Source organism: Eggerthella lenta DSM 2243 (genome assembly GCF_000024265.1).
GTDB classification, from domain to species: domain Bacteria; phylum Actinomycetota; class Coriobacteriia; order Coriobacteriales; family Eggerthellaceae; genus Eggerthella; species Eggerthella lenta.
Map to the genome: position 1 here is coordinate 2,648,446 of NC_013204.1, position 24,680 is coordinate 2,673,125.

24 protein-coding genes are annotated in these 24,680 nt (G+C 66.5%); 12 read left to right on the forward strand and 12 right to left on the reverse strand.

The genetic code is table 11. The annotated features are described in order from the left end of the window. Window positions 1-8 precede the first annotated feature (8 nt). Window positions 9-992 carry a helix-turn-helix transcriptional regulator gene (locus ELEN_RS11320; protein WP_015761030.1) on the reverse strand — a complete coding sequence of 328 codons (984 nt, stop codon included), beginning with the start codon at window positions 990-992 and terminating at the stop codon, window positions 9-11. Window positions 993-1,146: 154 nt separating this feature from the next. On the opposite strand from ELEN_RS11320, the gene ELEN_RS11325 reads away from it, so the two are divergent. Then, entirely contained in the window at window positions 1,147-2,103 is a 957-nt protein-coding gene (locus ELEN_RS11325) for an L-lactate dehydrogenase (protein ID WP_015761031.1), read from the forward strand. A 7-nt stretch (window positions 2,104-2,110) separates the two neighbouring features. Here the strand turns inward: ELEN_RS11325 and ELEN_RS11330 are convergent, their stop codons facing one another. Then, window positions 2,111-2,950 (reverse strand): TrmH family RNA methyltransferase, encoded by an 840-nt coding sequence (locus ELEN_RS11330; protein ID WP_015761032.1) that lies wholly within the window; start codon window positions 2,948-2,950, stop codon window positions 2,111-2,113. Window positions 2,951-3,048: 98 nt separating this feature from the next. On the opposite strand from ELEN_RS11330, the gene ELEN_RS11335 reads away from it, so the two are divergent. Further along, window positions 3,049-3,630, forward strand: a complete 582-nt coding sequence (locus ELEN_RS11335) for a hypothetical protein (protein WP_015761033.1) — start codon at window positions 3,049-3,051, stop codon at window positions 3,628-3,630. Window positions 3,631-3,863: 233 nt separating this feature from the next. Here the strand turns inward: ELEN_RS11335 and ELEN_RS11340 are convergent, their stop codons facing one another. Then, on the reverse strand, window positions 3,864-4,751 hold the full coding sequence (locus ELEN_RS11340; protein WP_015761034.1) for a patatin-like phospholipase family protein: 888 nt from the start codon (window positions 4,749-4,751) through the stop codon (window positions 3,864-3,866). Between the two features lie 210 nt (window positions 4,752-4,961). Here ELEN_RS11340 and ELEN_RS15950 point away from each other — a divergent pair, with 210 nt between their 5' ends. Beyond that, complete coding sequence (locus ELEN_RS15950; RefSeq protein ID WP_015761035.1) at window positions 4,962-5,297, forward strand: avidin-fold protein; 336 nt, start codon at window positions 4,962-4,964, stop codon at window positions 5,295-5,297. Window positions 5,298-5,375: 78 nt separating this feature from the next. Here ELEN_RS15950 and ELEN_RS11345 read toward each other — a convergent pair whose 3' ends face one another. Then, window positions 5,376-6,806, reverse strand: a complete 1,431-nt coding sequence (locus ELEN_RS11345; protein ID WP_015761036.1) for a response regulator transcription factor — start codon at window positions 6,804-6,806, stop codon at window positions 5,376-5,378. 225 nt (window positions 6,807-7,031) lie between these two features. On the opposite strand from ELEN_RS11345, the gene ELEN_RS15755 reads away from it, so the two are divergent. From ELEN_RS15755 to ELEN_RS11360, 4 genes are all read left to right on the forward strand, one after another. Further along, window positions 7,032-8,051, forward strand: coding sequence for an FAD-dependent oxidoreductase (locus ELEN_RS15755; RefSeq protein ID WP_049760227.1), 1,020 nt, complete (start codon window positions 7,032-7,034; stop codon window positions 8,049-8,051). An 18-nt stretch (window positions 8,052-8,069) separates the two neighbouring features. Then, the gene (locus tag ELEN_RS15760; protein ID WP_049760228.1) at window positions 8,070-8,696 is read left to right on the forward strand and encodes an FAD-binding protein; all 627 of its coding nucleotides are present in this window, start codon (window positions 8,070-8,072) and stop codon (window positions 8,694-8,696) included. Between the two features lie 198 nt (window positions 8,697-8,894). Beyond that, complete coding sequence (locus ELEN_RS11355; protein WP_015761037.1) at window positions 8,895-9,113, forward strand: type II toxin-antitoxin system Y4mF family antitoxin; 219 nt, start codon at window positions 8,895-8,897, stop codon at window positions 9,111-9,113. Continuing rightward, window positions 9,113-10,372 (forward strand): HipA domain-containing protein, encoded by a 1,260-nt coding sequence (locus ELEN_RS11360; protein WP_015761038.1) that lies wholly within the window; start codon window positions 9,113-9,115, stop codon window positions 10,370-10,372. Before ELEN_RS11355 ends, ELEN_RS11360 begins: the two co-directional genes overlap by 1 nt. Window positions 10,373-10,383: 11 nt before the next feature. Here ELEN_RS11360 and ELEN_RS11365 read toward each other — a convergent pair whose 3' ends face one another. The 8 genes from ELEN_RS11365 to ELEN_RS11400 form a co-directional block, all read right to left on the reverse strand. Continuing rightward, window positions 10,384-11,211: a TatD family hydrolase gene (locus tag ELEN_RS11365; protein WP_015761039.1), complete on the reverse strand. Its 828-nt coding sequence runs from the start codon at window positions 11,209-11,211 to the stop codon at window positions 10,384-10,386. A gap of 86 nt (window positions 11,212-11,297) precedes the next feature. Then, the gene (locus tag ELEN_RS11370; RefSeq protein ID WP_015761040.1) at window positions 11,298-12,056 is read right to left on the reverse strand and encodes a tRNA threonylcarbamoyladenosine dehydratase; all 759 of its coding nucleotides are present in this window, start codon (window positions 12,054-12,056) and stop codon (window positions 11,298-11,300) included. A gap of 240 nt (window positions 12,057-12,296) precedes the next feature. Then, complete coding sequence (locus tag ELEN_RS11375; RefSeq protein WP_015761041.1) at window positions 12,297-12,827, reverse strand: DUF6933 domain-containing protein; 531 nt, start codon at window positions 12,825-12,827, stop codon at window positions 12,297-12,299. 148 nt (window positions 12,828-12,975) lie between these two features. Continuing rightward, window positions 12,976-14,091 (reverse strand): hypothetical protein, encoded by a 1,116-nt coding sequence (locus ELEN_RS11380; RefSeq protein ID WP_015761042.1) that lies wholly within the window; start codon window positions 14,089-14,091, stop codon window positions 12,976-12,978. A 353-nt stretch (window positions 14,092-14,444) separates the two neighbouring features. Next, entirely contained in the window at window positions 14,445-15,995 is a 1,551-nt protein-coding gene (locus tag ELEN_RS11385; protein WP_015761043.1) for a DUF92 domain-containing protein, read from the reverse strand. Further along, the gene (locus ELEN_RS11390; RefSeq protein WP_015761044.1) at window positions 15,992-16,870 is read right to left on the reverse strand and encodes a phytoene/squalene synthase family protein; all 879 of its coding nucleotides are present in this window, start codon (window positions 16,868-16,870) and stop codon (window positions 15,992-15,994) included. The genes ELEN_RS11385 and ELEN_RS11390 overlap by 4 nt, the downstream gene beginning before the upstream one ends. Beyond that, window positions 16,857-18,350, reverse strand: a complete 1,494-nt coding sequence (locus ELEN_RS11395; RefSeq protein ID WP_015761045.1) for a phytoene desaturase family protein — start codon at window positions 18,348-18,350, stop codon at window positions 16,857-16,859. Before ELEN_RS11395 ends, ELEN_RS11390 begins: the two co-directional genes overlap by 14 nt. 116 nt (window positions 18,351-18,466) lie before the next feature. Next, window positions 18,467-18,901 carry an RrF2 family transcriptional regulator gene (locus ELEN_RS11400; RefSeq protein WP_015761046.1) on the reverse strand — a complete coding sequence of 145 codons (435 nt, stop codon included), beginning with the start codon at window positions 18,899-18,901 and terminating at the stop codon, window positions 18,467-18,469. Window positions 18,902-19,128: 227 nt separating this feature from the next. Here ELEN_RS11400 and sufC point away from each other — a divergent pair, with 227 nt between their 5' ends. Genes sufC through sufU form a run of 5 tightly spaced genes read left to right on the forward strand, consistent with a single transcriptional unit; the run spans window position 19,129 to window position 24,545 of the window. Further along, window positions 19,129-19,923, forward strand: coding sequence for a Fe-S cluster assembly ATPase SufC (gene sufC / locus ELEN_RS11405; RefSeq protein ID WP_015761047.1), 795 nt, complete (start codon window positions 19,129-19,131; stop codon window positions 19,921-19,923). Between the two features lie 9 nt (window positions 19,924-19,932). Further along, window positions 19,933-21,348: a Fe-S cluster assembly protein SufB gene (sufB, locus tag ELEN_RS11410; protein WP_009304993.1), complete on the forward strand. Its 1,416-nt coding sequence runs from the start codon at window positions 19,933-19,935 to the stop codon at window positions 21,346-21,348. Next, window positions 21,348-22,793, forward strand: coding sequence for a SufB/SufD family protein (locus ELEN_RS11415; protein ID WP_015761048.1), 1,446 nt, complete (start codon window positions 21,348-21,350; stop codon window positions 22,791-22,793). The genes sufB and ELEN_RS11415 overlap by 1 nt, the downstream gene beginning before the upstream one ends. Then, window positions 22,790-24,118: an aminotransferase class V-fold PLP-dependent enzyme gene (locus ELEN_RS11420; protein ID WP_015761049.1), complete on the forward strand. Its 1,329-nt coding sequence runs from the start codon at window positions 22,790-22,792 to the stop codon at window positions 24,116-24,118. The genes ELEN_RS11415 and ELEN_RS11420 overlap by 4 nt, the downstream gene beginning before the upstream one ends. After that, complete coding sequence (sufU, locus tag ELEN_RS11425) at window positions 24,111-24,545, forward strand: Fe-S cluster assembly sulfur transfer protein SufU (RefSeq protein WP_015761050.1); 435 nt, start codon at window positions 24,111-24,113, stop codon at window positions 24,543-24,545. The genes ELEN_RS11420 and sufU overlap by 8 nt, the downstream gene beginning before the upstream one ends. Window positions 24,546-24,680 lie beyond the last annotated feature (135 nt).

A 24,680-nucleotide genomic window follows, 5' to 3' on the forward strand; every position in this document is an offset into this window, starting at 1 on the left:
GCGGCGCCCTACTCGTACGCGGCGACGATGTCCTCAAGGTAGGCGCGGTACTCCTGCGCCAGCGCGGTCGGCTTCTCGATGCGGACGCGGCCGCCGAACTGAGCCAGCCACCCGAACAGCACGGGGCTCTTCATCACCGTGGCGTACACGCGCGCCTGCTTCTCCCCCGTCGGCACCGACTCCACGTCCTTGCCGAACCGGTCGATGACCGCGCCCATGACCTCCTCGTCCACCAGCAGCGTGGCCGCCACCGGCTCGCCGCTGTACATGCCGAACGCGCGGCTTTCCAGCTCGCGCGCGTCGAACGTGGCGATGCGCTCGTTTTTGATCGCGGGCTCGTCCAGCACCTCGATGCGGTCCATGCGGTCCACGCGGTAGTTCGCGAAATCGTCGTGCTTCTCGTTGAACACGACCAGGTAGTAGTAGCCTTCCGCGTACACGAGCTGCACGGGCGTCTCGATGTAGCGCTCGCCGTTATGCTGCAGCGCCTTGCGCTTCGCCGCATCGTACTTGAAGTAGACGAACGAGATCCGGCGCTTGAGCGCGATGGCCTCCTGGATGCGGTCGACGCTGCCGAACACCGACTCGTTCTGCATCTTGATGCGGCCTTCCACGTGCACGCGCTTGTCCAGCAGCGCGCGCTGCCGCCGCGAGGCCAGCTGCTTCACGCCCTCCACCAGCGCGTCGCTTTTACGCTGCGTGAGGAAGCGGGAGCTCTGCACCGCATCCACCAGCAGCTGCAGTTCGGCGAACGCGAACGCGCGGTGCTCCACGGCGTACTCCACCGGCGCGCGCTGGTAGGTGCGCACGTCCACGCCGAACTCGCGCAGCGCCTCGATGTCGCGGTAGATGGACTTGCGCTCGGCCGAGATGCCCAGCGCTTCCAGCTTCCCGATGATCTGCGCCATCGTGAGGCCGCGTTCGGCATCGGTCTCCTCCTCGAGCATCCGCATGAGGTACAGCAGCTTGAGCTTCTGACGATTGATGGCCATGGCCCCTCCTTGGCGACGACGGTGCAGCTTGCCTGCCACGCTCTCAGTATAGCCGCCCTATCCTTTTTTCGGTACAGACAATCGATGAACGACCTTGACGGGTTCGCCGGGATGCAGTAGGTTCTCACTCGAACATGTCGACGGAAGGAAGCGTATGCAGCGCGTTATCAACGATCGGAAAGTGGCCATCGTAGGGTGCGGGTTCGTGGGTTCGGCAACCGCGTTCGCGTTGATGCAGAGCGAGCTGTTCACCGAGATGGCGCTCATCGACGTCGACCGCGACCGCGCCGAGGGCGAAGCGCTCGACATAGCGCACGGCATGCCCTTCGCCGACCCCATGAACATCTACGCGGGCGACTACGACGACGCGGCCGATGCGGCCATCATCATCGTCACGGCCGGCGCGAACCAGCAACCCGGCGAAACGCGCCTGGACCTCGTGCATAAGAACGTGCGCATCTTCAAGTCCATCATCCCCGAGCTCGCACAGCGCGATTACCAGGGCATTTTGCTGGTGGTGTCGAACCCGGTGGACATCCTCACGCACGTGGCGCTGAAGCTGTCGGGCATGCCCGAGAACCGCGTCATCGGATCGGGCACGGTGCTGGACACCGCGCGCTTCAAGTACATCCTGGGCGAGCACCTCGGCGTGGATCCGCGCAACGTACACGCGCGCATCATCGGCGAGCACGGCGACAGCGAGATCGCGGTGTGGAGCACGGCGAACATCTCGGGCATCCCCGTGAACGACTTCTGCGAGCTGCGCGGCCATTTCGAGCACGACGAGTCGATGCAGCGCATCGCCGAGGACGTGAAGAACAGCGCCTACGAGATCATCGCGAAGAAGAAAGCCACCTACTACGGCATCGCCATGTCGGTGAAGCGCATCTGCGAGGCCATCGTGCGCGACGAGAAGCCCATCCTGCCCGTGTCGAACTTCCAGCACGGCGTGCACGGCTTGCACGACGTGGTGCTGAGCATGCCCGCCGTGGTCGGCAAGAACGGCATCGAGTACCAGGTGCCCGCCCCGCTGTCGGCCGACGAGCTGGCGAGGCTTCACGAGTCGGCGAAAGCGCTCCGGGAAGTGATCGACGGGTTGGATTTGGAGTAGACGACGCTCAATCGCGCCACTTCGTGCGGAGCTCCCAGAAAGCCACGGCGCTGGCGGCGGCCACGTTCAAGGAGTCGACCTCGTGGTCCATGGGGATCTTCACCGTGTAGTCGCAGTTCGCGATCGTCGAGGGCGCGAGGCCGTCGCCTTCGGTGCCCAGCACCAGCGCAAGCTTGTCGCAGGCACGCAGGCGTTCGTCGTGCAGGTAGATCGCCTCGTCCGACAGCGCGAGCGCGGCCGTCGCGAAGCCCAGCGAGCGCAGAAGCGGCACGCCCTCGGCCGCCCAGGCGCGCTCGCTTCCGATGCGCGTCCACGGCACCTGGAACACCGTCCCCATCGACACGCGCGCGGCGCGACGGTACAGCGGGTCGTGGCACGACGGCGTGACCAGCACCGCGTCGATGCCCAGCGCCGCCGCCGAGCGGAACACGGCGCCGATGTTCGTGTAGTTCGTCACGTCCTCCAACACAGCCACTCGGCGCGCGCTCGCCAGCAGATCCTCCACGCGGGGCAAGGGCGGGCGCTCGAACGCGGCCAGCGCGCCGCGCGTCACCTCGTAGCCGGTCAGGGCGCGGAACTGCTCGCGCGTGGCCACGAGCACGGGAAAGTCGGGATCGCCGTCCAACAGCGAATCGACGAGTGGCATCGTCTGATCGAGCCACTTCTCCTCCATGAACAGCGAGCGCATCCGCACCCCGGCGGCCAGCGCGCGTTCGATCACCTTGCGCGACTCGCCGATGAACAGGCCGTTCGCGCTGTCGGGGCAATCGCGCAACTGCGCGTCGGTCATGCCCGAGTACGCGGCAAGCCGCGGGTCGTCAAGGTCTTCGAGGTGGATGATCGGCATGTCGTTTTCCTTTCAGTCGCCGACCATCGTACCACCGCTCGCCACGATGCTCTATACTCGACTGATCCGATCAAGCACGTCGCGCGAAGGGGATCCTTATGGCCGCTACCGTCAAAACGCTTCTCGAACACCACGGCGAGCTCTACTGGGGCACGCGCAAGGCCAATCCCGGCTACTGCTACGGGCTGGCGCTCGACGTGGGCGCAGACGGGCTGGCAGCCGAGCTCGTATACGTGATGAGCGATCTTGACGAGAACGACGAACCGCTCGTGACTCCCGAGACGCTCGTGTCGTGCTTCACCGTGAACGACCTCGAGGACAACGGCATCATCCTCAGCAACTACCTGGACGACGAGGATGCGCCCGAGGCCGTGGGCTGGTACTGCATCGAGAAGTCGTTCTTCGGGCGCGACAACGTGGAGGCGCTGCTGGATGACAACGCTCGCCTCGACGGCTATCTCGACATCGTGCTGCAGATCCTGCTGATCTCGCCGGAAGAGGTGGCGAAAGGGATGCCTTCGCTCGACGAGCTGTCGTTCTTCGACCTCCTGGAGGAGCTCGAAGGCGTCGCGGAGCGCATCGACAACGGCGACGTGCAGCCGCCGCTGCCCTTTTCGTTCCGCCTCGTGGGCGACGCGCTGTTCGGCTGGGAGCACGCCGACGAAGAGGATTTCCGCTAAGGGTCGACGCACCGCGGGCGTGCACGTCTTTAAAGTGCTATGTGCGGCAAAATCCAGGTTTTGGCACACCGCGCGTTCGGTTCGAGCCTTCGGAAGGGCATCGCGCTTGCGCGCGTCGACAAAACCCCAGGTGGGGTTTTGAGTTGTCGAGCCGCACGCCAGTCCGTCGTGCCAAAACCTGGATTTTGCCGCACATCGGCTTCCGAATTCGTGCGCATGGCAACACCGAAAGCTCAAACCCCCTGCCCTGAGAGGAACCGCTCCCACCTGTCGAATTCGGATAAAGCCTGCATGCGGCCTCGCTCGTAGTTGCGGGCGAGCTTCTCCGCGTCGCGCTCGGTGTTCTTCACGCCCTGATCGTTCGCGTAGAACACGTAGGCGCGGCCCTCGGCCTCGAGTCGGTCGAGCCGGTCGAGTTCGGCGTCGTAGCGCCGGTTCCAGGTGTCCAGCGCCTCCCGCATGCGCGGACGCCGCCAGAAGAACGCGTCGTAGAAGCGGTTGGGCTTGAGCGGTCTGCGGAAGCCGCGCGGACGCGTGCAGACGACGAAGAACCTGCTCAGCCCATCGTCCATCGCGCGCGGCACCATGATGCCGCCGCCTCGTCCGATGCCGCCGTCGTACAGCGCACGCCCGTCGACGACCGTCGGCGGCAGCACGATGGGATAGCTCGTCGAGGCGCGGACGCGCTCCATGAGCGTCTGCTCGGTAGGAAAATCGCCGCGCGTGAAACAGACCGTCTCGCCCGTGTCGCGGTCGATGGCCTGCAAGGTGACGCGCGCTGGGTTCGCTTGGAAGGCGTCGAAGTCGAAGGGCAGCGCGCAGCTTGAGCGGACGCGCGCATCGCCGTGCAGCGCCGCGCCGACGCCGTCGGCGTCCACGAACGGCATCACCCACCAGCGAAACGAGAGGTCGTCGAGACATGCGGTGAACGAGGCTTCGTTGCGGCGCGCGTCACGCGAGACGTAGTCGATCGCATTCGTCGCCCCCGCCGACAATCCGTACACGTCGTCGAAGAACAGCCCTTGCTCCAGCATGACGCCGATCGCGCCCGCCGAATACGAGTTGCGCATCCCGCCGCCCTCGAACACGAGCGCTACGTCGTGCACCGTGCTGGTCATCATGTCCCGCCGCCTCCTTCGCCACCGACGCGAACCTGCATATTCGCCCACGATACGCGGAGAAGCGAACGGACGACGCGAACGAGCGCAACCGTCATCGGACACTCGGAGATCCGTCAATCTTGCGTGGAGAAACCATGAACGAGTCTCGCCAACGCACAGAATCAACCGATGCTGCTTAAGCTGTAGGCATTTTCATCGACAGGAGGATGTATGTCTTACGACGGTCGAACATTCATATCGAAGGAAAACTCGTCGAACGGAGAAGTGGACGGGCGCACGAAGTTTCACTACCGTCAAAACGGAAGCACCGTCTGGGCGCACTACGAAGGCGGGGATATCGTGCGCGGCAGCCTTTTAGGAACGGCCGACGAGCAAGGTAATCTGCACTTCTGTTATCACCATCTCAACGTCGCAGGTCAAGTACGCGCAGGAGAATGCTGGAGCCGTCCGACGAAACGCGCCGACGGAAAGCTGAGAATGAACGAGACGTGGCGCTGGTTCAATGGCGATCGTTCGGAAGGTTCGTCGATAGTCGAAGAGGAGTAGATAGCTGGACGAATGCAGCGCGAGACGCTCGCTGCCGACTTGACGACGAGCACGGCCGACCCACCAGGGTCCGCGTGGCTATTCCCCGCGCACCAAGTCGAGCAGCTCCTGCTTGTTGTGCACGTCGAGCTTGCCGTAAATGCGGCGCGAATGGGTGCGCACCGTGTTCTCCGACAGGTACAGCGTCTCGGCGATATAAGGGCGCGAGCGGCCCTTGCACAGATACTGCATGATCTCGATCTCGCGCGGCGAGAGCCCGCAGCGCTCCCCCACCGTACGGCACCGCTCGTCGATGCCGTCGCCTTCCCCGATGGCGCGGCGCTCGTCGCCGTTCAGGTCGGACAGCAGCAGCTGCACGTCAGGCGAGCGCGACGGCAGGAAGAACGCCACCATCACCACGGTCACCACGAGCATGAACGAGGCAATGACGGGGTCGAACGTCTCGAGCTCCAGAAACGATGCAGCGCTGCGTCCCAGCCAATCGGGAAACGAGTACAGCAGCATACCAGGGCAAAACACCATGAACGGCTTGAACGGCCCGTGGTGCGCGACATTGGCCAACCCCAACCACAAAAACATCTTCGCCACCACTACCGCTGCACCCGTGAACGCCTGGATGAACTGCGCCATGCCGAACGCCACCAGCATGAACAGCGCCACCGCCATCAGCACGTACGTGAAGCGCCACACCACGGTGATGTCGAGATGCCGCCGGAGCCTGAACACCCACCAGTACACGAACGCGCAGAACACGAAGAGGATGGCCTGCGACAGCAGCGTGTACAGCGGCGTGGCGGCCATGCCGAAGCTGTAGTGGCCGGTGCCGTGCTTCAACGTCATGTTGAGGATGGACCAGATGAAGAAGAACACCGCCATCGCCGCCACGATACGGCCGAACGAGGGAAGCGACGCGCGCGTGAACCACTGCTCGGCGGGACGCTCGTCGGCCTCGTCGCGCAAACGAACCGCGAGCATCCCCATCGACAGGAACGGAAGCGCAAGCATGAGCGCCATCGTCGCTGCTTCCGGCAGAAACGTCGTCACGCACTTCACGGTAGCCACCAGCGCGATGGCCAGCAGCAACGCGCGCGCCACGTCGTCGGTGGACGAGCGGGCGTAACACGACCCCCAGCGCACGACCATCCAGGTTTGCGCCGCCGCGAACAGCAGCAGGCCGAACAGGTCTCCGAACGGCTCCGCCATGCCCGCTCCTCCGAGCAGCACGACGAACGAGCATGCGTACACGCCCGCGAACGCCCAATCGAGACTCCTCGCAACGCGCGCCGGCACGGGGACGCGCCAGAGGATCGCGCATGCAACGAGCGTGACCAGCACCACGGCGCCTGACTTGTTCAGCCACCAGTACGAAAACGAGGCGTCGTACGTCAGCGCGCTCACCCAGTTGGAGCACGTGTACCACACGAAGAACCCCACCGCCATGGACACGGTGCCCGCCCGCAATCCTCCGGATGTCTGCTTGCCTTCCCGCTTGTCTTCCTTCGTTTCCATAGTCCTCCCTCCCCGTGCCGCATTATCGCACGGAACGGCGCCGCCGTCCCTCCCCAACCGGGTGCGCAATCAAGTTCGCCCGATTCGGGCGACACGCTCACCAGGCCTTTGCTCCGATCCGGGTCTCGTCGCCCGCACGTGGATCGTCGTATGGTGAGCGGGCAGATCCAACACGGCGGTAAGCACGGGGCTCTCGCCGGGAAGCACCGTAACCAAGGAGGAGACATGGACAAGAAAGACGCGCTCTCGCGCCGCAACTTCATCAAGGCGAGCGGCATGGCCGCGTTGGGCGCCGCGGCGCTCGGCCTGGCGGGGTGCGGCCCGAAGCCGGCGCAAAATGCCGCGAACGATGCCGCCACGTCCGTCGCCGATATCGCATGGGACGAGGAGTACGACGTCATCGTCGTCGGCGCGGGCGCCGCAGGCCTGGCCACGGCCGTCGCGATGGCGACCGAGGGCGGCGACCTTTCCACGCTGCTGCTGGAGAAAGGCTCCACCCTCATCGGCAGCGGCAACTCGCCGGTGTGCAGCGGGTCGTTCCATATCACCGACGAGCCCGACGCGTTCGCCGTGTACATGAAAGCCATGCTGGGCGGCATGACCGCCACGCCGGCGTCCGTCTACGAGACGTATGCGCAGGGCGCCGCCGAGAACTGGGAATGGCTGAGCGGCCTGGGCATGAAGGAAGACGACGTCAAGATCACGCCGCAGGGCGACGGCAAGGCCGAATGGTTCGAGCTGGAGAATTCCGGATCGTTCTCGAAGTGCCAGTTCAAGAAGGACAACGCCGACGAGGACCGCACGCACATCAGCAAGTTCCTGAGCGCGGTTCTGGAGCAGTACCCCGACCAGGTGACGCGCAAGACCAGCGCGCCGCTGACCGCGCTCGTGCAGGATCCCGAGACGAAGGCCGTGATCGGCGCGGTGTACGAGGACAAGAACAAGAGCGTCTACGCGAAGGCGCGCAAGGGCGTTGTCATGACCTGCGGCGGCTTCGAGAACGACCCCGAGATGCTGCAGGACTACCTGTCGTTCGAGCGCATGCACGCGGCGGGCGCCTCTACCAACACCGGCGACGGCCATCGCATCTGCGCGAAGCTGGGCGCCGGGATGTGGCACATGAACAGCTTCGCGGGCGCCTGGTCGAACGGCATCAGCCTGGACGGCGAGAAGACCATGCCGTACCGCAGCCTCAAGAAGGCGCTCGGCATCGTGGTGGGCGTCAACGGGCGCCGCTTCTACTAGGAATGGGAAGGCACCACCATGTTCACGAAGGGCGAGGAAGGCCCGCTGTCGCTGCACTACGGCTGCCGCCACGGCCACCAGAACTTCGGCGACGAGTGGAAGATGCTCCCCCTGCCCGACAAGCAGTGGTTCGTGTACGATTCCGAGGGTAAGCGATACGGCGCCTATATGGGCAAGGACGTGGCCAACAACACGTTGCAGAACCAAACCGAGAAAACCGAGATCGACCCCGCCATCGACGCGGTGGCCGACGGCTACGCGCTCACGGCCGACACCATCGAGGAGCTGGCCGCGCTCATGGAGGTGCCCGTCGACGAGCTGGTGAACACCGTGAACGTGTGGAACGCCTCGTGCGAGAACGGCGTGGACGAGCAGTTCCACCGCCCCTCCGACCAGCTGGCCCCCGTCAGCACCCCGCCGTTCTACGCCATCCCCTGCATCCCCGAGATCCTCAACACCGACGGCGGCCCGCGCCGCAACGAGAAGGCGCAGATCCTCGACGTGGACGGCGAGCCCATCCCCAACCTGTACTCGTCAGGCGAGTTCGGATCCATCTGGGCCGCGAAGTACCAGGGCAGCGGCAACATCACCGAATGCATGGTGTTCGGTCGCATTGCCGCCCGCGAGCTCATCGCGAAGAAATAGAACGCCTTTCCCTTCCTTCCTTCCCTCCCTCCGCATGCGCGGGCCTCTTCGGAGGCCCGGGCGCGTACTTTTTCCGTGCTCTGGCTCAGGAATTCATTCGTACGCATGAATTCCTTGCAATATGCTAGAATTCATGCGTACGAATGAAAAACTAGCAACAGGGTGGGTATTCCCTCGTACGCATGAATCGAGGTTTTTATGACAACATACGCGACAGCGCAAGAGCTGGGGCGCATCGTTCGGGAGGAGCGGAAGCGCAAGGGATACACCCAATCGAAGCTCGCGCGCTTCTCCGGCGTCGGAATCAATTTCGTGTCGAACCTGGAAAATGGCAAGGAAACCTCCGAGCTGGGGAAGACCCTGCGCGTCCTCCAAACGCTCGGCATGGATCTGAGCGCCGATTCGAGGGATGCCTGATGGATGCGCTCTCGGTATTCAGAATGGACGGTTCCGAACCGCGCCTACTCGGACGCATCAACCTCGATCCCGTCACGTTCTCCTACGATCCCGGCTACCTCGCCGACCCCGACGCGCGAGCGGTCTCCTGCTCGCTCCCTCTGCGAAACGAGGCCTATAGCGAATCGACGCTCGCTCCCTACTTCGACGGCCTCTTGCCCGAAGGTGCGGCACGGCGGGCGATCGCGGCGCAGCTCGGCATCGAGCCCGACAACTACCTGCTGTTGTTGCTCCGATGCGGGCTGGAAACCATAGGGGACGTCGCGATCACGAACGGGGAGGCGCCGAATCCGCGAGGTTCGTACCGCCGTTTGAGCGGCTTCGATCTTCGCGCCCTGTTCTCGGCCATGGAAGAGCTTGCCGAATCGAATTCCGAAGCGCGGCTTTCCCTTGCCGGCACGCAAGGGAAAGCGGGGCTCGCGCATATGCCGGGCGCGCCCATGGATGAAGGCTGGCTCCAACCTTTGGACGGTGCCGCTTCGACCCATATCCTCAAAACGGGATCTCTTCCCGACATCCCGCTGCTCGAGTACCTGTGCATGAAAGCGGCGGCCGCATGCGGGATCGCCGTCGCACCAGTGCATCTGCTCGACTTCGGGAGGCCGGTACTATGCGTCGAACGCTACGACCGACGGCAACTTCGAGACCGAGGAGAGCCAGTCGTTTCAAGGCTTCATCAGGAAGACCTCTCACAAGCGTTCGGGGTGCCGCCCGAAGCGAAATACCGCGAGCTCGAGCCCTCCACCGCCGCAGCGGTCGGCTCGTTCATCCGGATGCGATCCTCTCGCCCTATCGAGGATCTGGAAGCGTTTGCGCGGATCACGTGCTTCAACTACCTCGTAGGCAACTGCGACAATCACTTGAAGAACCTGTCGATCCTGTACACGAGCACCTGGAAGAGCTTCCGGCTTGCGCCTGCGTACGACCTCGTTTCGACAACTCGGTTCGAACGGTTCTCGCGATCGATGGGGATGAGGATCGGATCGGCATCGGTCATCGACGACGTCTCGCCTAGCAGCATTTTGGAATTCGGCTCCGCGATCGGCGTGGATCGCAAGGACATCGCGCGTATCTGCGCCGAACTCGCGAGCAGTGTACCCAGCGCCATCGAAATCGCAGGTGAAACCGCTCCTGCATTCGAAGCCTTGCCGTACGCAGCCTGGGACATGCGCGAAGACATGGGCGAGCGGATGCGCGTGCTTGAAGAAGTCGCCGGCTGACGAAGAGCGCGTCAGGCGGAGGCGAAAAGCTGCCGGCTGGTCCGCGCGATACGGGCGGCAAGGTCGTCGCGGGGCGTGCGACGTAGGTCGGCGAGGGCTTCGAGCATGGCGGCGAGCCGAGCGGCTTCGGCGGGCGCATCGTAGCGCTCGCCCGCCTGGGACGGGGCGTCGGTTTCCAGCAGCAGGCGCTCTGCCGGGACGGCCTGGGCGTAGGCACGGCCGCGCTTCGACGCCAGCATGCGCGGGTTGATCGAGAAGAAGCAGCCGGCGCGGACGGCGCGCTGCAGCTCATCGGACGCGCCCGAGAACCAATGGAAGATGCAGGCGTTTCCCACCAGCGCGCCCGCGCGCTCCAGCACGTCGAGCGCCTCGCCCGCAGCCTTCACGGCGTGGATCGACAGCACCTTGCCGCCGCCTGCGCACGCCCGCGCCACGCGCTCGAACGCCGCGACCTGCGCATCGCGCGTCTCGGCGCGATCGCGGCCGAAGTCGAGGCCGACTTCCCCGATGAAGCGCTCGTCCTTCGCCAACCGCTCGAACAGCGCCACGTCCTGCGGGCCCAAGCGGCCGTCGGCGATCCACCACGGGTGCAGGCCCAGCCCCACACGCACGTTGCCGAACGGCTCCAGCAGCCCGCGCGCCCGCTCGTAGCCCTCCGGCGTCACCGTCGTCGAGAACGCGCCCATGCCGAGCTCGGCCAGCACCTGGGCAGCCGCCCGCGTGTCGGGATCGAAGTCCAGGTGACAGTGCAGGTCGAACAGCGCACTGGCTGACGCCGCTCGAGATCCTTCGACTCCGCGCTGCGCGCTGCGCCCAGGATGACAAGACGGGCGCTGCACAGGCTCGGAAGGTTCGGTCGGGTACGCCGCGGGCTCGGGGCGATCTGCCGGAGGATGCGCGCGTCCGAGGCGAGGCGCTTCCGACGTCATGCGTGCTCCTCCCCCGCATGCGCGCCAACGCCTGCGAGCGCGCACAGCACCTCGCCGGCTATCATCTGGCCCATGATGGGCGGCACGAACGAGGCGGTGCCCAGGTTCGACCGCTCGCGGCGCTCCGCACCCTCGCGCACGGGCACCGGCACGGGCTGCTCGCACGAGTACAGCACGCGCAGGCGGCGGATGCCGCGTTTGCGCGCCTCCTTGCGCATGATTCGGCACAGCGGGCAGTTCACCGTGTCGAACACGTCGGCGAACCGGAAAGCTTCGGGCCGCAGCTTGTTGGCCGCTCCCATGCTGCTGACGAGGCGCACGCCGTGCGCATCGGCGTACTGCGCGACGGCCAGCTTTGCCGAGATCGTGTCGATGGCGTCCACCACGTAGTCCACCCTGTCGGCGTAGGCGTCCAGGAATTCGGGCACGTCCTCGGCCAGCACGAACCGGTCGAGCGCCTCCACCTGCGCCTCGGGGTTGATGTCGGCGATCATCGCGCGCGCCACGTCCACCTTCTTACGGCCGATGGTGCTGCGAAACGCGATGGCCTGGCGGTTGATGTTGCTGGCCTGCACCACGTCGTGGTCCACCACGATGAGCCGCCCCACGCCGCCGCGCGCCAGCGCCTCGACGCAGTTCGAGCCCACGCCGCCCACGCCCAGCACCATGACGGTGGAATCCGCGAGGCGCGCCAGGCCGTCGCGTCCCATGATCAGTTCCAGTTTCGAGGTGGCGGTGTCGCCGGTTGCCGTCATGCACGTCCTTTCTATCGGCGACCATGGTAGCACGGCCGCCGGATCGGCCGCGCGAGAAGCCCGCTGCATTGTCGCCCGAAGCGGTCGGTTTCCGAGTCCGAACTGTCCGTTTCGAACGCGACGGCGGTCGCGGCGACATGGCGCCTGCGATGCGCGTCGACGCATCATCATCGCTCCGAAAACACGCCTCACGCGCTGTGGCGTGTTTTTAGGGCGAAGATGCGCGGCAGCACGGAACGCCTACCGCGCCCGCCCGATTCCCAGACGCGCGAGGTCGGCCGCGAAGCGCTCGGCCGGCAGGCCGATACCCTCGAAGCCGGCCGCCTTGCACGCCATATGCTCGTTGGCGAGGCGGCACAGCTCGTGCGGGAACGGCTCGCCCTCGTCGGACGGAAGGGGAAGCGCCAGCGGCAGCAGCTTGTCCACCAGCACGTTCATGAACGCCACGGGGCGCCGGCCGTGCGTGCGCGTCACGACCGGAATCCCGCCGAAGAACAGGTACGCGTCGATCGAACCCTCGGCGAAGCCGCATGCCGCCAGCGACGCGCGCAGCGCCAACACCGCCGAGCGCTCCCAGTCGCGCCACTCCCCGGGCTGCATGCACGCGAACGCGGCGAAGCGGTTGCTCGCGTTCGCCAGCAGCAGCATATCGCAACCTCCCAGGGCTATGCGGTGCGCCTCCCAGCAGAACAGCAGGTCGTCCACCTCGCCGTACGGCGGGCGCGGCAGGCCCACATGGCGCTGCATGGGTATGGTGATGCCGAATTCCACGCGCTACCCCGCATCCTGCGAGAACCGAGCGTGCGGGCGCAGTGCGTCCTTAGCGAAGCGAACGCGCAAGCAGCCTCCCTCGTCGAGCGCGGCATCGGAGCTGTAGGCGGTTGAAGTCATGCCGCTCAGTATACCCCGCGTCGCGACGTCAGGACGCGACGGAAGCCGCAGGCGGATTCGCCGCCAGCTGCGCCGCTCCGGCAGAGCCGGCCGTTCCCGAACCCGCGGTCGAGCCGGCCGCACCGCTGGAGCCCGTCGGCGCGCCCGCGCTGCCGGAGCCGCTGCCGGAACTGCCGCTCGATCCGTCGCCCGAATCCGACAGGTTGCCGCTCCCGCCGCCCGAACCGCTGCCGCCGTCCGACGAGCCGTTCGATCCGGAAGAGCCGCTCGAGTCCGTCGACCCCGAGCCGGATCCCGAGTTCGACGATCCCCGGTCGCCCGACGACGACCCGGAATTCGACCCGGAATCGGTTCCCGAGCCGGAGCCCGACCCCGACGATCCCTTGCCGTCCGACTGGCTCTCGCCTTGATCCTTCGCGCCGTCCTTGGACGCGTCGCTTTCCTCGGGCGAGGAAGATCCCGTCGAAGCGTCCTTGCCGTTGGAAGCCGCCGGGGCGTCGTCGACCGGCTGGCTGCGCGACGGCAGGATAGGCTCGGTTTTCGCGCCCACGCCCTGGCCGGCCGACACGAAGTCGATGACGAAGGCGGACACCGCCACCGCCAGCAGCGCCGACACGATGGATACGATCACCACGCCGCGCTTGAACTTCTTCTTGCGCTGGCGCTCGGCGCGCGCCCGCTGCACCACCGTGCCGCCGGCGAGCGAGGTGTCCGCATGCGGCGTCCGGCCGCGCGCGGCTTCTTTCGGGAGCGCCGTCGTCTCGGCAGCATCGAGCTTCGCGGTCGCCGCAGCGTGCGAGCCCGCGACCGACCCTGCGCCGACTGAGGCACCCGCGCCTCCGCCTGCACTCGCGCCGTCCTTCGATCCCGCCGAACCCTTCGAGCCCATCGCCAGCGTCTCGCCCGGATGGATCTCCTTGAGCTTGTCGGCTGAGCGCTGCAAAAACTTCTTGTACAGCTGCGATGCCACGGCCGACACCACCGAGCCCACGCCCACGCCGATCGCCGAACCGTAGATTCCGATTTGCGAGGCTAGCAGCATGGACGTAACCGCAGCAAGCGCACCCGCAACGACCTGGGCTATCGAAAGGTCGTCGAAAAGCCCGCCCAACTTTCCCTTTCTGCTGTTCGCCTCCTGCGCCATCGCCTATCCTCCTCGCGTCGTTCTCGCGCCGGCCCTGCGCCGGCCCTCTCTTCCTGAACATACCCGAGGATTATGAAGCTCGTGCGCACTCCATCCAACCGTTACCGGCAAGCCACAGAACGTCCAACCATCCCGCGCCGAACTCCCGGGCGCGAAACGGCACCCATGACAATCTCGAGGAGGCAAACGGACGACGAAGCATCCGGGAGATTTTCACCACCTGGGCCTTTGCGCGTCATCGAAGCGATGCCGCCGCCGAATGCGCTCGCACATCGTCATGGGTGCCGTTTCGCGCCCAGATCGTCGGAAGCCACCCGACGAAATCCACCCGCCCTCGGACCGCCAGCGCCCGCCTACACCACTACGAGCAGGCCGAGCAGCACGACGGCGATGCCGCTCATGAGGTTGACGGCATCGTTCGTGACCCAGGCGTAGCCGGACACGAGCGCGGCCTGGGCCCCGCACGGCGGCGTTTCCACAAGCCCTCCCTCAGCGTCGTTCGGACAGCGGTACTTCGCTTGCATGACCACGCCCAGCACGCTGTCCACGAGCGAGCCCACGACGCCGCACGCGATGATGAAGAAGAACGCGTCGGGCCCGGTGGGAATCGCGTAGCCGAACGCATGGAACAGCAGCATGGCCAGAAACGCCGAGGTTACGGCTCCCACCACGGTGGCCGCGAGACCCAACGGGCTCACGCCGCCCGAAAGCCCGCGCTGCATGGGCTCGCGCGTGAGGATGTTCACCGGCGGCCGGCGGCTGTACACGCCCACCTCCGACGCCCACGTGTCGGCCGTGCTGGCCGCCAGAGCGCCGGACGCCAGAAGCAGCAGCCACGGCTCCCCCGTCGCCGTATACGCCAGCGCGCACGCGAGGAACGGCACGCTGTTCGCCAGCACCTGCCGCAACGTACGCGGGCCGCTGTGCTTACGCGAAGCGGGCGCCCCGCCGTTCCGCTTGACCGCCGAAAGCGCCATCAGCTTCGACGCGACGTTCGAGCTGCCGAAGAACCACATGAGCAGCAGCCACAGCGGCCACCCGCCGATAGCGAACGCGAGCGTGCCCACCGCCACGGCGCCGAGGCCGCCGGCCACGGTGAGCAGCCGCAGCCGAAACGACGCGAGCGCCACCGCGCCCGACAGCAGCAATCCCGCGAGCGCGGGCGTGTAGGCGGCTGCGGGCAGGAACAGCACCGCGTACAGCGCCGACACGCCCAGCGGCACGAACAGGTTGTCGAGCCCCTCCACCGAGAACGCCTCGATGGCAGCGGCGACCGCGGCCAGCAGGGCCGCGGCCAGAAGCGACGCCGCGAGCGAGCCCAGCGGGGCGAACGCGCCGCCCGGCGCGCCCAGGATGCCGCCCGCACCGAAAGGCGGCGGCGCCATCAGCACGACGGCGCAGGAAGCGAAGCTCACCGCCAGCATGGTCGCGCTTCCCACCAGCGTCTTCCCGCAGCATCCCACCAGCACGCGTCGTCCGAACCGCTTGCCCAGCACAGCTGCGAACCCGTCGCCGAACGCCATACAGAAGAAGCCGAGCGCGCCCACGTACGGCGTGCCGATACCGAACGAGAACAGCGCGAGCGCCGTCAGCGACACCGCGTAGTACACCGTGCCCGGCGTGTCCTCGCCGCCGTCGCGTCCCATGAACGACAGCTTCTGCCGACGGTACGCAAACGCGTTCACAAGGATGAACGCAGCAGGAAGCGCCGCCGCCCACAGAGGCGAATCGAAGAACCGGGCCGCGATGAGCCACCAGCCGCCCAACGCGATATGCACGAACTTGCGGGTTGCCTCCGACGACGCGCCACGCCGCGCGGCCAGGCTGGACGCTCCCAGCACCGCCAGTACGTACGCGAGCGAGACGCCCAAGCCGATCAGGTTCTCCATCACGTCGCCCATCATCGCTTCCCTTCCTCGAGCGCCGCCAGCGCTTCGTCCACCAACTCGCGCGCCGTTGCCTTTGACACGACGACGCGATGCTCGAAGCAACGGTAGCCGTCGGCGCGCACCTCGTCCAAGATGCCGCGGTACAGGTACAGCGACGACAGCGTGGGAAGCCGGCTGTCGTCGTCCAGCTCGATCACGTCGCGCTCCATGGGGCGGTACAACTCCTCCGAGCGGTGCGCCACCGTCTCCCAAGCGTTGCGGAACGCCTCGTCCACCGCGTGCGCGCGCAGGCGCTCCGGCGCGTACGACGCCGCCTCCAGCACCTCCGCGGGCAGGTAGACGCGCCCGTTCTCCAAGTCCTCGCCCACGTCGCGCAGGATGTTGGTCAGCTGCATGGCCACGCCCAGCGCCACCGCGCTGTCGCGCAAACCGTCGTCCACCGGAGAAGCGGCGTGCAGGATGGGCAGCAGCATGAGCCCCACCGACCCGGCCACGTAGTAGCCGTATTCCTCCAGGTCGCCCATCGTTTCCGGCTGACGGAACGACAGGTCGCGACGCTGTCCTTCCAGCATGTCGAAGAAGGGCTGCGCGTCCAGGTCGAACGACGAGCATACCGCGTCGAGCGCGCGCCACAACGGAGCGTCGACCACGGTGCCTGCGAAGAACCGCGCAAGGTCGTCCTGCACCTGCTCGAGCTTCGCCGCGCTGGCGTCGCGGTCGACGCAGTCGTCGGCCAAGCGGCAGAACGCGTACAGCGCGTACACGCTCTGGCGCTTGCAAGCGGGCAGCAGCGAGAACGCTCGGTAGAAGCTATGCGAGTTGCGCCTGATCACGTCCTCGCACCACGCGAAATCGTCCGCGCGCTCTTCAAAGAGGCTACAGGCGGTCATCGCGCATCAGCTCCTCTGCCGCCAGCTTCGCGCTGAGCAGCACGATGGGCACGCCCGCGCCCGGATGGACGCTGCTGCCGCAGAAGTACAGGCGGCTGCAGTCGGTCGCCTTGTTGTGCGGCCGCCAGTAGTTGCTCTGCCCGAGCGTCGGCCGCAAGCCGAACGTCGCGCCGTCGTAGGCGTTGAACCGCTCGGCGAAATCGAGCGGCGTGTAGGCGCGCTCGAACACGATATGGTCGCGCACGTCCTCGTACACCGTCTCGCGCTCCATGAGGTCGAGCACCCGGTCGCGATACTCGGCCACCTCCGCGTCCGACCAGCGGGGCGATGCGGGCGACAGCGGCGGGACCGGCACCAGCACGTACAAGGTCGAACAGCCCTCAGGCGCAAGCGAGCGGTCCAGCGACGAAGGCGCGTAGCAGTAGAACGACGGATCGTCGGGAAAGCGCGCGTCGTCGAAGATGTCGTCGATGTTGCGCTCGAAGTCGGAGGCGAAGCGGATGGAATGCACCGCATCGGAGGGATAACGCTTGTCCAGGCCCAGGTACAGGATGAAGCACGAGCAAGAGTACTCCATCTCCTCGATCTTCTGCGGCGTGTACTTGCCGCGCGCGTCGGCCTCGTCGACGAGCTGGGTGATGGCGTACGGGAAGTCGGCGTCGCACACCACGTAGTCGGCGTAATGCACCGCGCCTCCCGCCTCGACGCCGCAGGCGCAGCCGTTCTCCACCACGATGCGCTCCACCGGCGTGGACGTGCGCAGCTCGCCGCCTTGCTCGAGGAACAGCCGGCCCATAGCCTGCGCCATCGCGTACATGCCGCCCTTCATGAACCACACGCCGTACAGCAGCTCGATCATAGGGATGATCATGTACAGCGAGGGGCCTTCGAACGGCGAGATGCCGATATAGAGCGTTTGGAACGCGAGCGCCTTGCGCAGCCGGTCGTCCTTCACATGATGCGCGACCGACGAGTACGCGTCGCCGAGCGTGTGCAAGCGCAGACCGGCTACCAAGCTTTTCGGGTTGTAGAAATCGATCGGTTTGCGAAACGAGCGTTGCAGGAAGTTGTCCTTCGCGATGAGGTAGCGCTTGTACAGCAGCGCCAGGTACTCGAAGTAACCCTGCGCGTCTTTCTCCCCGACGGCCTCCACGGCGGCGGTCATAGAGGCGAGATCGTTCGATAAGCGCAGACGGTCGCCGGGGCCGAAGGAGATGTCCATGAGCGGTTCGACCTTCTCCATGGGGATGTAGTCGTCGGCATTGCGGCCGCACGTTTCGAACACCTCGCGGTACAGCTCGGGCATCATGACGATGGTGGGACCCACGTCGAACGTGAACCCTTCCTCGCGGATCTGGTTCATCTTGCCGCCCACAAGCGGCTCCTTCTCGAAGAGCGTCACCTCGTATCCGGCATGCTGCAAGCGCGCAGCCGCCGCCAAACCGGCAACGCCGGCACCGATCACGATAACCCGTTTCATGCAACTCCTTCGGTGGAACCCGATACGCTGTCCGGTCATTGTATGGCTCGCGTATCGGCCTTCCGAAGCGGAAAAGTCATCGTGATCTAACCCGTTAGAGCCTCGTCATACCCGCGTTAGATTGCAGGAAGGGACGGCAAGCCGGGTTCCCCGGCCAGATCGGCAAGCGTGACGCCGTCGACGTAGCGCTCGATGACCTCGTCGAGGCCGGCCCAGAAACGCACGGTAGTGCATTCGCCCGCTCGCGGGCAGGCCATCCCCTCTTGCAAATCAAGGCACGCCACCGGGGCCGTGGAGCCTTCCACCGCGCGCAGCACGTCGCCCGCCCTGATAGCGGCCGGCTCCTGTGCCAGCGCGTAGCCGCCGCCCTTGCCGCGCACGCTGCGAAGCAACCCTGCCTGCACGAGCGGACGAGCCAGCTGCTCGAGGTACTTGAGCGAGATGTCCTCGCGCTCCGACACCTCGCGCAGGGCAACCTTACCCTCCGCTCCCGCTTGCGCCACGCACACCATGAGCCGCAGCGCATAACGGCCCTTCGTCGATACGAGCATCTCGATCACCCTTCCTTTCCGTTTCGCGCCGCACACGATGGCGATCTCGCGCGGCAGTCCCGCGTCCCTCCATGCGAACGTATCGCGTGAAGCAGTCGTTCGCACCGGAAGGCCGCCGACCGCTCTCCGTAAATTCTAGCAAACTTGTATGTTTAAGTCTTGACAATATCCCGTTTGCCACTATCTTAATCCTAGCAAAACTATATGATTAATGAAAGGCACCTCACATGACGATCACGACGCGCGATTCGCTCCTCACCATCCGCGGGCTTTCCGCCTCGGTTGACGAAACCCCCATCCTGCACGATATCGATCTCGCCGTGGGCCCCGGCGAGACCCACGTCATCATGGGCCCGAACGGCGCGGGCAAATCCACGCTCGGCCACGTGGTCATGGGAGATGCCGCCTACCGCATGGACGGCGGCTCCGTCGAGTTCGACGGCCGCGACATCACCGACCTCTCCCCCGACAAGCGCTCGCGCGCGGGGCTGTTCCTGAGCTTCCAGGCGCCCGTTGAAATCCCCGGTGTGCCCCTGTCAAGCTTCCTGCGCGCAACCGTCGCCGGCCGCGACGGCAAAGAGCTCAAGGGCAAGCAGTTCAAGAAGCACGTGCGCACCCTGGCCGACGAGCTGGACATGGATCCGTCGTATCTCGACCGCGAGCTGGGCGTGGGCTTCTCGGGCGGCGAAAAGAAGAAGCTGGAGATGCTGCAGCTGCTGTTACTGGAACCGAAGCTGGCCATCCTCGACGAGACGGACTCGGGCCTCGACGTGGACGCGCTGGGCGTGGTGTCGCGCGGCATCGACGCGTACCGTCGCGCCACGGGCGGCGCGCTGGTCGTCATCACCCACAACACGCGCATCCTCGAGCACGTCGACGTCGACCGCGTGCACGTCATGGTGCGCGGCCGCATGGTGGCCGAGGGCGACTCCTCGCTCATCGAATCGATCAACGAGCAGGGCTTCGAGCAGTTCGAGCAAGCCGGTGCGGAAGCGGCGCGCGAACCCGTCGCCGCGCTATAGGAGGCACGCATGACTAAAGAGTTCCGAACCTATGTGGAGGACGTCGACCGCACGCTGTACGACATCAGCGACGCGACCGACCCGTCCCTCCGGCTCGACGCAGGCCTCACGCCCGACATCGTCCGCGAGATCTCGGCCAAGAAGGACGAGCCGTCCTGGATGCTCGACTTCCGCCTCAAGGCGCTCGACACCTACCAGCGCATGGAGGCGCCCGACTGGGGCCCCGGCCTCGAAGGCCTCGACATGGATCACATCGTGACGTACGTGAAGCCCGCCACCGACCAGCAGGCCGATTGGGAAAGCCTCCCCGACGATGTGAAGAACACGTTCGACCGGCTGGGCATCCCTGAGGCCGAGCGCGCCTACCTGGCCGGCGTCGGCGCGCAGTACGACTCCGAGCTGGTGTACCACAACATGCAGAAAACGGCTGCCGACATGGGGATCGTCTATTCCGGCATCGAGGAGGCGCTGCGCGAGCCGAAGTGGGAGGCGCTCATCCGAGAGAAGTTCATGACGCTGATCCCGCCCACCGACCACAAGTTCGCCGCGCTTCACGGCGCGGTGTGGAGCGGCGGCTCGTTCGTCTACGTGCCGAAGGGCGTGAAGCTGGACTTCCCCCTGCAAAGCTACTTCCGCCTGAACGCGAAGGGCGCAGGACAGTTCGAGCACACGCTGATCATCGTGGAGGACGACGCCAGCCTGCACTTCATCGAAGGCTGTTCGGCGCCGAAGTACAACGTGGCGAACCTGCACGCCGGAGCCGTGGAGCTGTTCGTGGGCAAGCGCGCGTCCTTGCGCTATTCCACGATCGAGAACTGGTCGAAGAACATGTACAACCTCAACACGAAGCGCGCCGTGGTGCAGGAGGGCGGCGCCGTCGAGTGGATCAGCGGGTCGTTCGGCAGCCACGTGGGCTACCTCTACCCCATGTCCATCCTGGCCGGGCGCAAGTCGACCAGCAGCTTCACCGGCATCACGTTCGCCGGCGCAGGGCAGAACCTCGACACCGGCTGCAAGGTGGTGCTGGCCGCGCCCGACACGTCGGCCACCGTGGAGACGAAGTCCATCTCGAAGGGCGGCGGCGCCTCCACGTTCCGCTCGTCCATCGTGGCCACCGAGAACGCGCGGGGCGCGGCCGCCAGCGTGTCGTGCCAGTCGCTTATGCTGGACGACATCAGCCGGTCGGACACCATCCCGGCCATGGACATCCGCTGCAAGCACGTGGACATCGGCCACGAGGCCACCATCGGGCGCATCGGCGACGATAAGGTGTTCTACCTGATGAGCCGCGGCGTGTCGGAGGAAGAGGCGCGCACGATGATCGTGAACGGCTTCGCCGACCCCGTGTCGAAGGAACTGCCGCTGGAGTACGCCGTGGAGATGAACAACCTGATCAAGCTAGAAATGGAAGGGGCCATCGGATAATGGGAACCCTCACGATAGAACACGCGAACGCGATGCCCGCCCCCACCTGGCATCGCCTGCACGTCAACGACGTGGACATAGAGCTGCCGAGCGGCCTTGCAGCCGCCCAGCAGGTGGAAGTGTCGTGCGAGGAAGGGCTGCAGGGAGAGGTTGGGGCGTTCGATCGCGCGCTCTCCAGCCTTTCCGTGGCCGCAGACTGCCTCCACCCCTTCATGGCCGCGCAGGGGCTTCGGGATCAACCCGCCGCATGCGCGGCCGATCATGAGCCCTCCCCGGTCGAACCCGCAAGCGCCCCGACATCGGCTGCACACCAGGTCGACGACCAAGCAACCCTCGCTGCAGCCATGGAAGGCGGGGCGGCTGCGCATCAGATTGACGACCAATCGACTCTCCCTGCAGCCATGGAGGATGGGACGGCCGCGGAGGGCGGAGCCGCCTCAGAGGAGGGTGCTGCCATGGAGGGGCTCGACGCTCCCGCGCTCTCAGCCTACCAGCTTCAGGCGCTCGAGAACCGCTACCTCTCCCCTGCCGACGTCTTCACCACCGGCATGGGCGACGAAGCGCGCGAATACCTCGAGTTCGTGGCGGGCGAGCCTGTCGTGCTGGCCACGCGCCCTGACGAGCGCACCTGCGCAACAGTGCGCGTCGAAGGCGTGGACGGCGCGGCCAACGCGGCCGCCGTCGACGTCGTGGCCGCTCCGGGCTCGTCGCTGTCGCTGGCCGTCGCGCTCGATTCGCCCGCGCCGGGCGCGGGCGTCGTGGGCGTGCGACTGCGCGTGTTCGCCGGCGCCGATGCGCGGGTGGACGTCGCCGTCACGCAGACGCTCGACGACGGATGGATCGCGCTCGACGATGCGGGCATCGTGCTCGACGAGCGCGCCCTCGTGCAGGTGCGCCACACCGTGCTGGGCGCGGGCCGCGCGTACACGGGGCTCGACGCCGACCTGCGCGGCGACGACGCGCGCCTCGACATCGACACGCGCTACCTGGGGCATGCCTCCCAGCAGCGCGACTTCAACTACGTCGCGCACCAGCGAGGACGGCGCACCGTGTGCAACCTCGACGCGAACGGCGTGCTGGCGGGCGAATCGGAGAAGACGCTGCGCGGCACCATCGAGCTCGTGCACGGCTGCAAGGGTTCCGTCGGCTCCGAGCAGGAGACGGTGCTGCTTGCCGACGAGCGCGTGGCGAACCGCACCGTGCCCGTCATCCTCTGCGACGAGGACGACGTGGCCGGCAACCACGGCGCCACCATCGGCCATGTGCGTCCCGAGCAGCTGTTCTACCTGGCCAGCCGCGGTATCTCGCCGGACGACGCCGAGCGCCTGTTCATCACCGCCTCCTTCGAGGAAGCGGCCATCAACGCGCCCGACCAGCGCACCCTCGCATCCGTAGCCCGCCTCGCCGCCGCCCGCGGCATCGAGATCGAGGAGGCCGTCGCATGAGCACCCCAACCACATGGCCGGAAGGCGACGTCCGGGAGCAACGCCGCACGCGAACGGCCGACCCGGGCGTCCCCGGGAGCGTCCCCGAAAGCAACCCCCTCGCAATCGACATAGCCGCGAACCCCTACAAGCAGGACTTCCCCCTGCTGGCGGCCAACCCCGGCCTCGCCTTCCTCGACAGCGCAGCCACGGCCCAGCGCCCTGCCGTCGCCCTCGACGCGCAGCGCCGCTTCTACGAGAAGATGAACGCGAACGCCCTGCGCGGCCTTTATCGCCTGTCGGTGGACGCCACCGAGGCCATCGACGAGGCCCGCGCCCACGTCGCGCGCTTCATCGGCGCCGCCGATGCGCGCGAGGTCGTGTTCTGCCGCAACGCCAGCGAGGCCCTGAACCTCGTGGCGAAAGCGTTCGCTCCCACCGTGCTGGAGCCCGGCGACGAGGTATGCATCACCATCATGGAGCACCACTCGAACCTCATCCCCTGGCAGCAGGCGTGCCGCGCGGCGGGCGCGCGCCTCGTGTACCTGTTCCCCGACGAGGACGGCGTAATCGGCGAGGAGGAGCTGGACGCGAAGATCGGACCGCGCACCAAGATCGTCGCGGCCGCCCACGTGTCGAACGTCCTCGGCATCGAGAACCCCATCGAGGCCATGGCCGAGCGCGTGCATGCGCACGACGGCTTCATGGTGGTTGACGGCGCGCAATCGGTGCCGCACCTGCCCGTCGACGTGCGGAAGCTCGGCTGTGACTTCTTCGCGTTCTCAGCGCACAAGGCGCTGGGGCCCTTCGGCGTGGGCGTGCTGTGGGGCAAGCTCGACCTGCTGGAGGCCATGCCGCCGTTCCTCACGGGCGGCGAGATGATCTCGTCGGTCACGCAGGAAGGGGCCGTGTGGGCGCCCGTGCCCGAGAAGTTCGAGGCCGGCACGCAGGACGCCGCCGGCATCGTGGCGACGGCCGCCGCGCTGGGCTACCTCGAGGGCATCGGCTGGGACGCGTTGCAGGCGCGCGAGCAAGCGCTCGTGCGCGCCGCCATGGAACGTCTGGCGGCGCTGCCCTACATCCGCATCATCGGCCACCCCGACCCGGCGCAGCACCACGGCGCCATCAGCTTCGAGGTGGACGGCATCCACCCGCACGACGTGGCCAGCATCCTCGACGAGCACGACGTGGCCATCCGCGCCGGGCACCATTGCGCCCAGCCGCTGCTGGCGTGGCAGGGCGTGGAGTCGTGCTGCCGCGCGTCGCTGGCGTTCTACAACGACGAGGGCGACATCGACGCGCTCGTCGACGGCCTGGACGGCGTTTGGAGGACCTTCAATGGCTAGCATCTACACCGCGGCGCTCATGGAGCACAACGCGCATCCCGACTACAAGTACCAGATGGACGAGCCCACCTGCACGCACGACGGCGTGAACCCCAGCTGCGGCGACGAGCTGACGCTGTCGCTGCGCCTGAGAGGCGATCGTATAGAGGAGGCCGCCTTCACCGGCCACGGCTGCGCCGTGAGCCAGGCGGCGGCCGACATGATGGCCGACCTCGTCACCGGCGAGACCGTGGGCGAAGCGCGCCGCTTAAGCGGCCTCTACCTCGACATGATCAAGGGACGCCCGCTCACCGACGAGGAGCGCGCCGACCTCGACGAAGCCGCCGAGCTCGAATCCATCGCCCGCATGCCCGCCCGCGTCAAATGCGCCGAGCTGGCCTGGAGAACGCTGGAGAAGCTGCTGGACCAGCAACTGGAAAAGGCATAGGACTCGGCCGATGCGTGAAGGATCGCACGACGCCGCAGGGCGAACGATGCCGTGCGATTTCGGCAAGATCGCACCGTTATGGCTATCTTCGAACAAGCATCATGCCTGACCATAATCTCGCCACCAGGCATGATG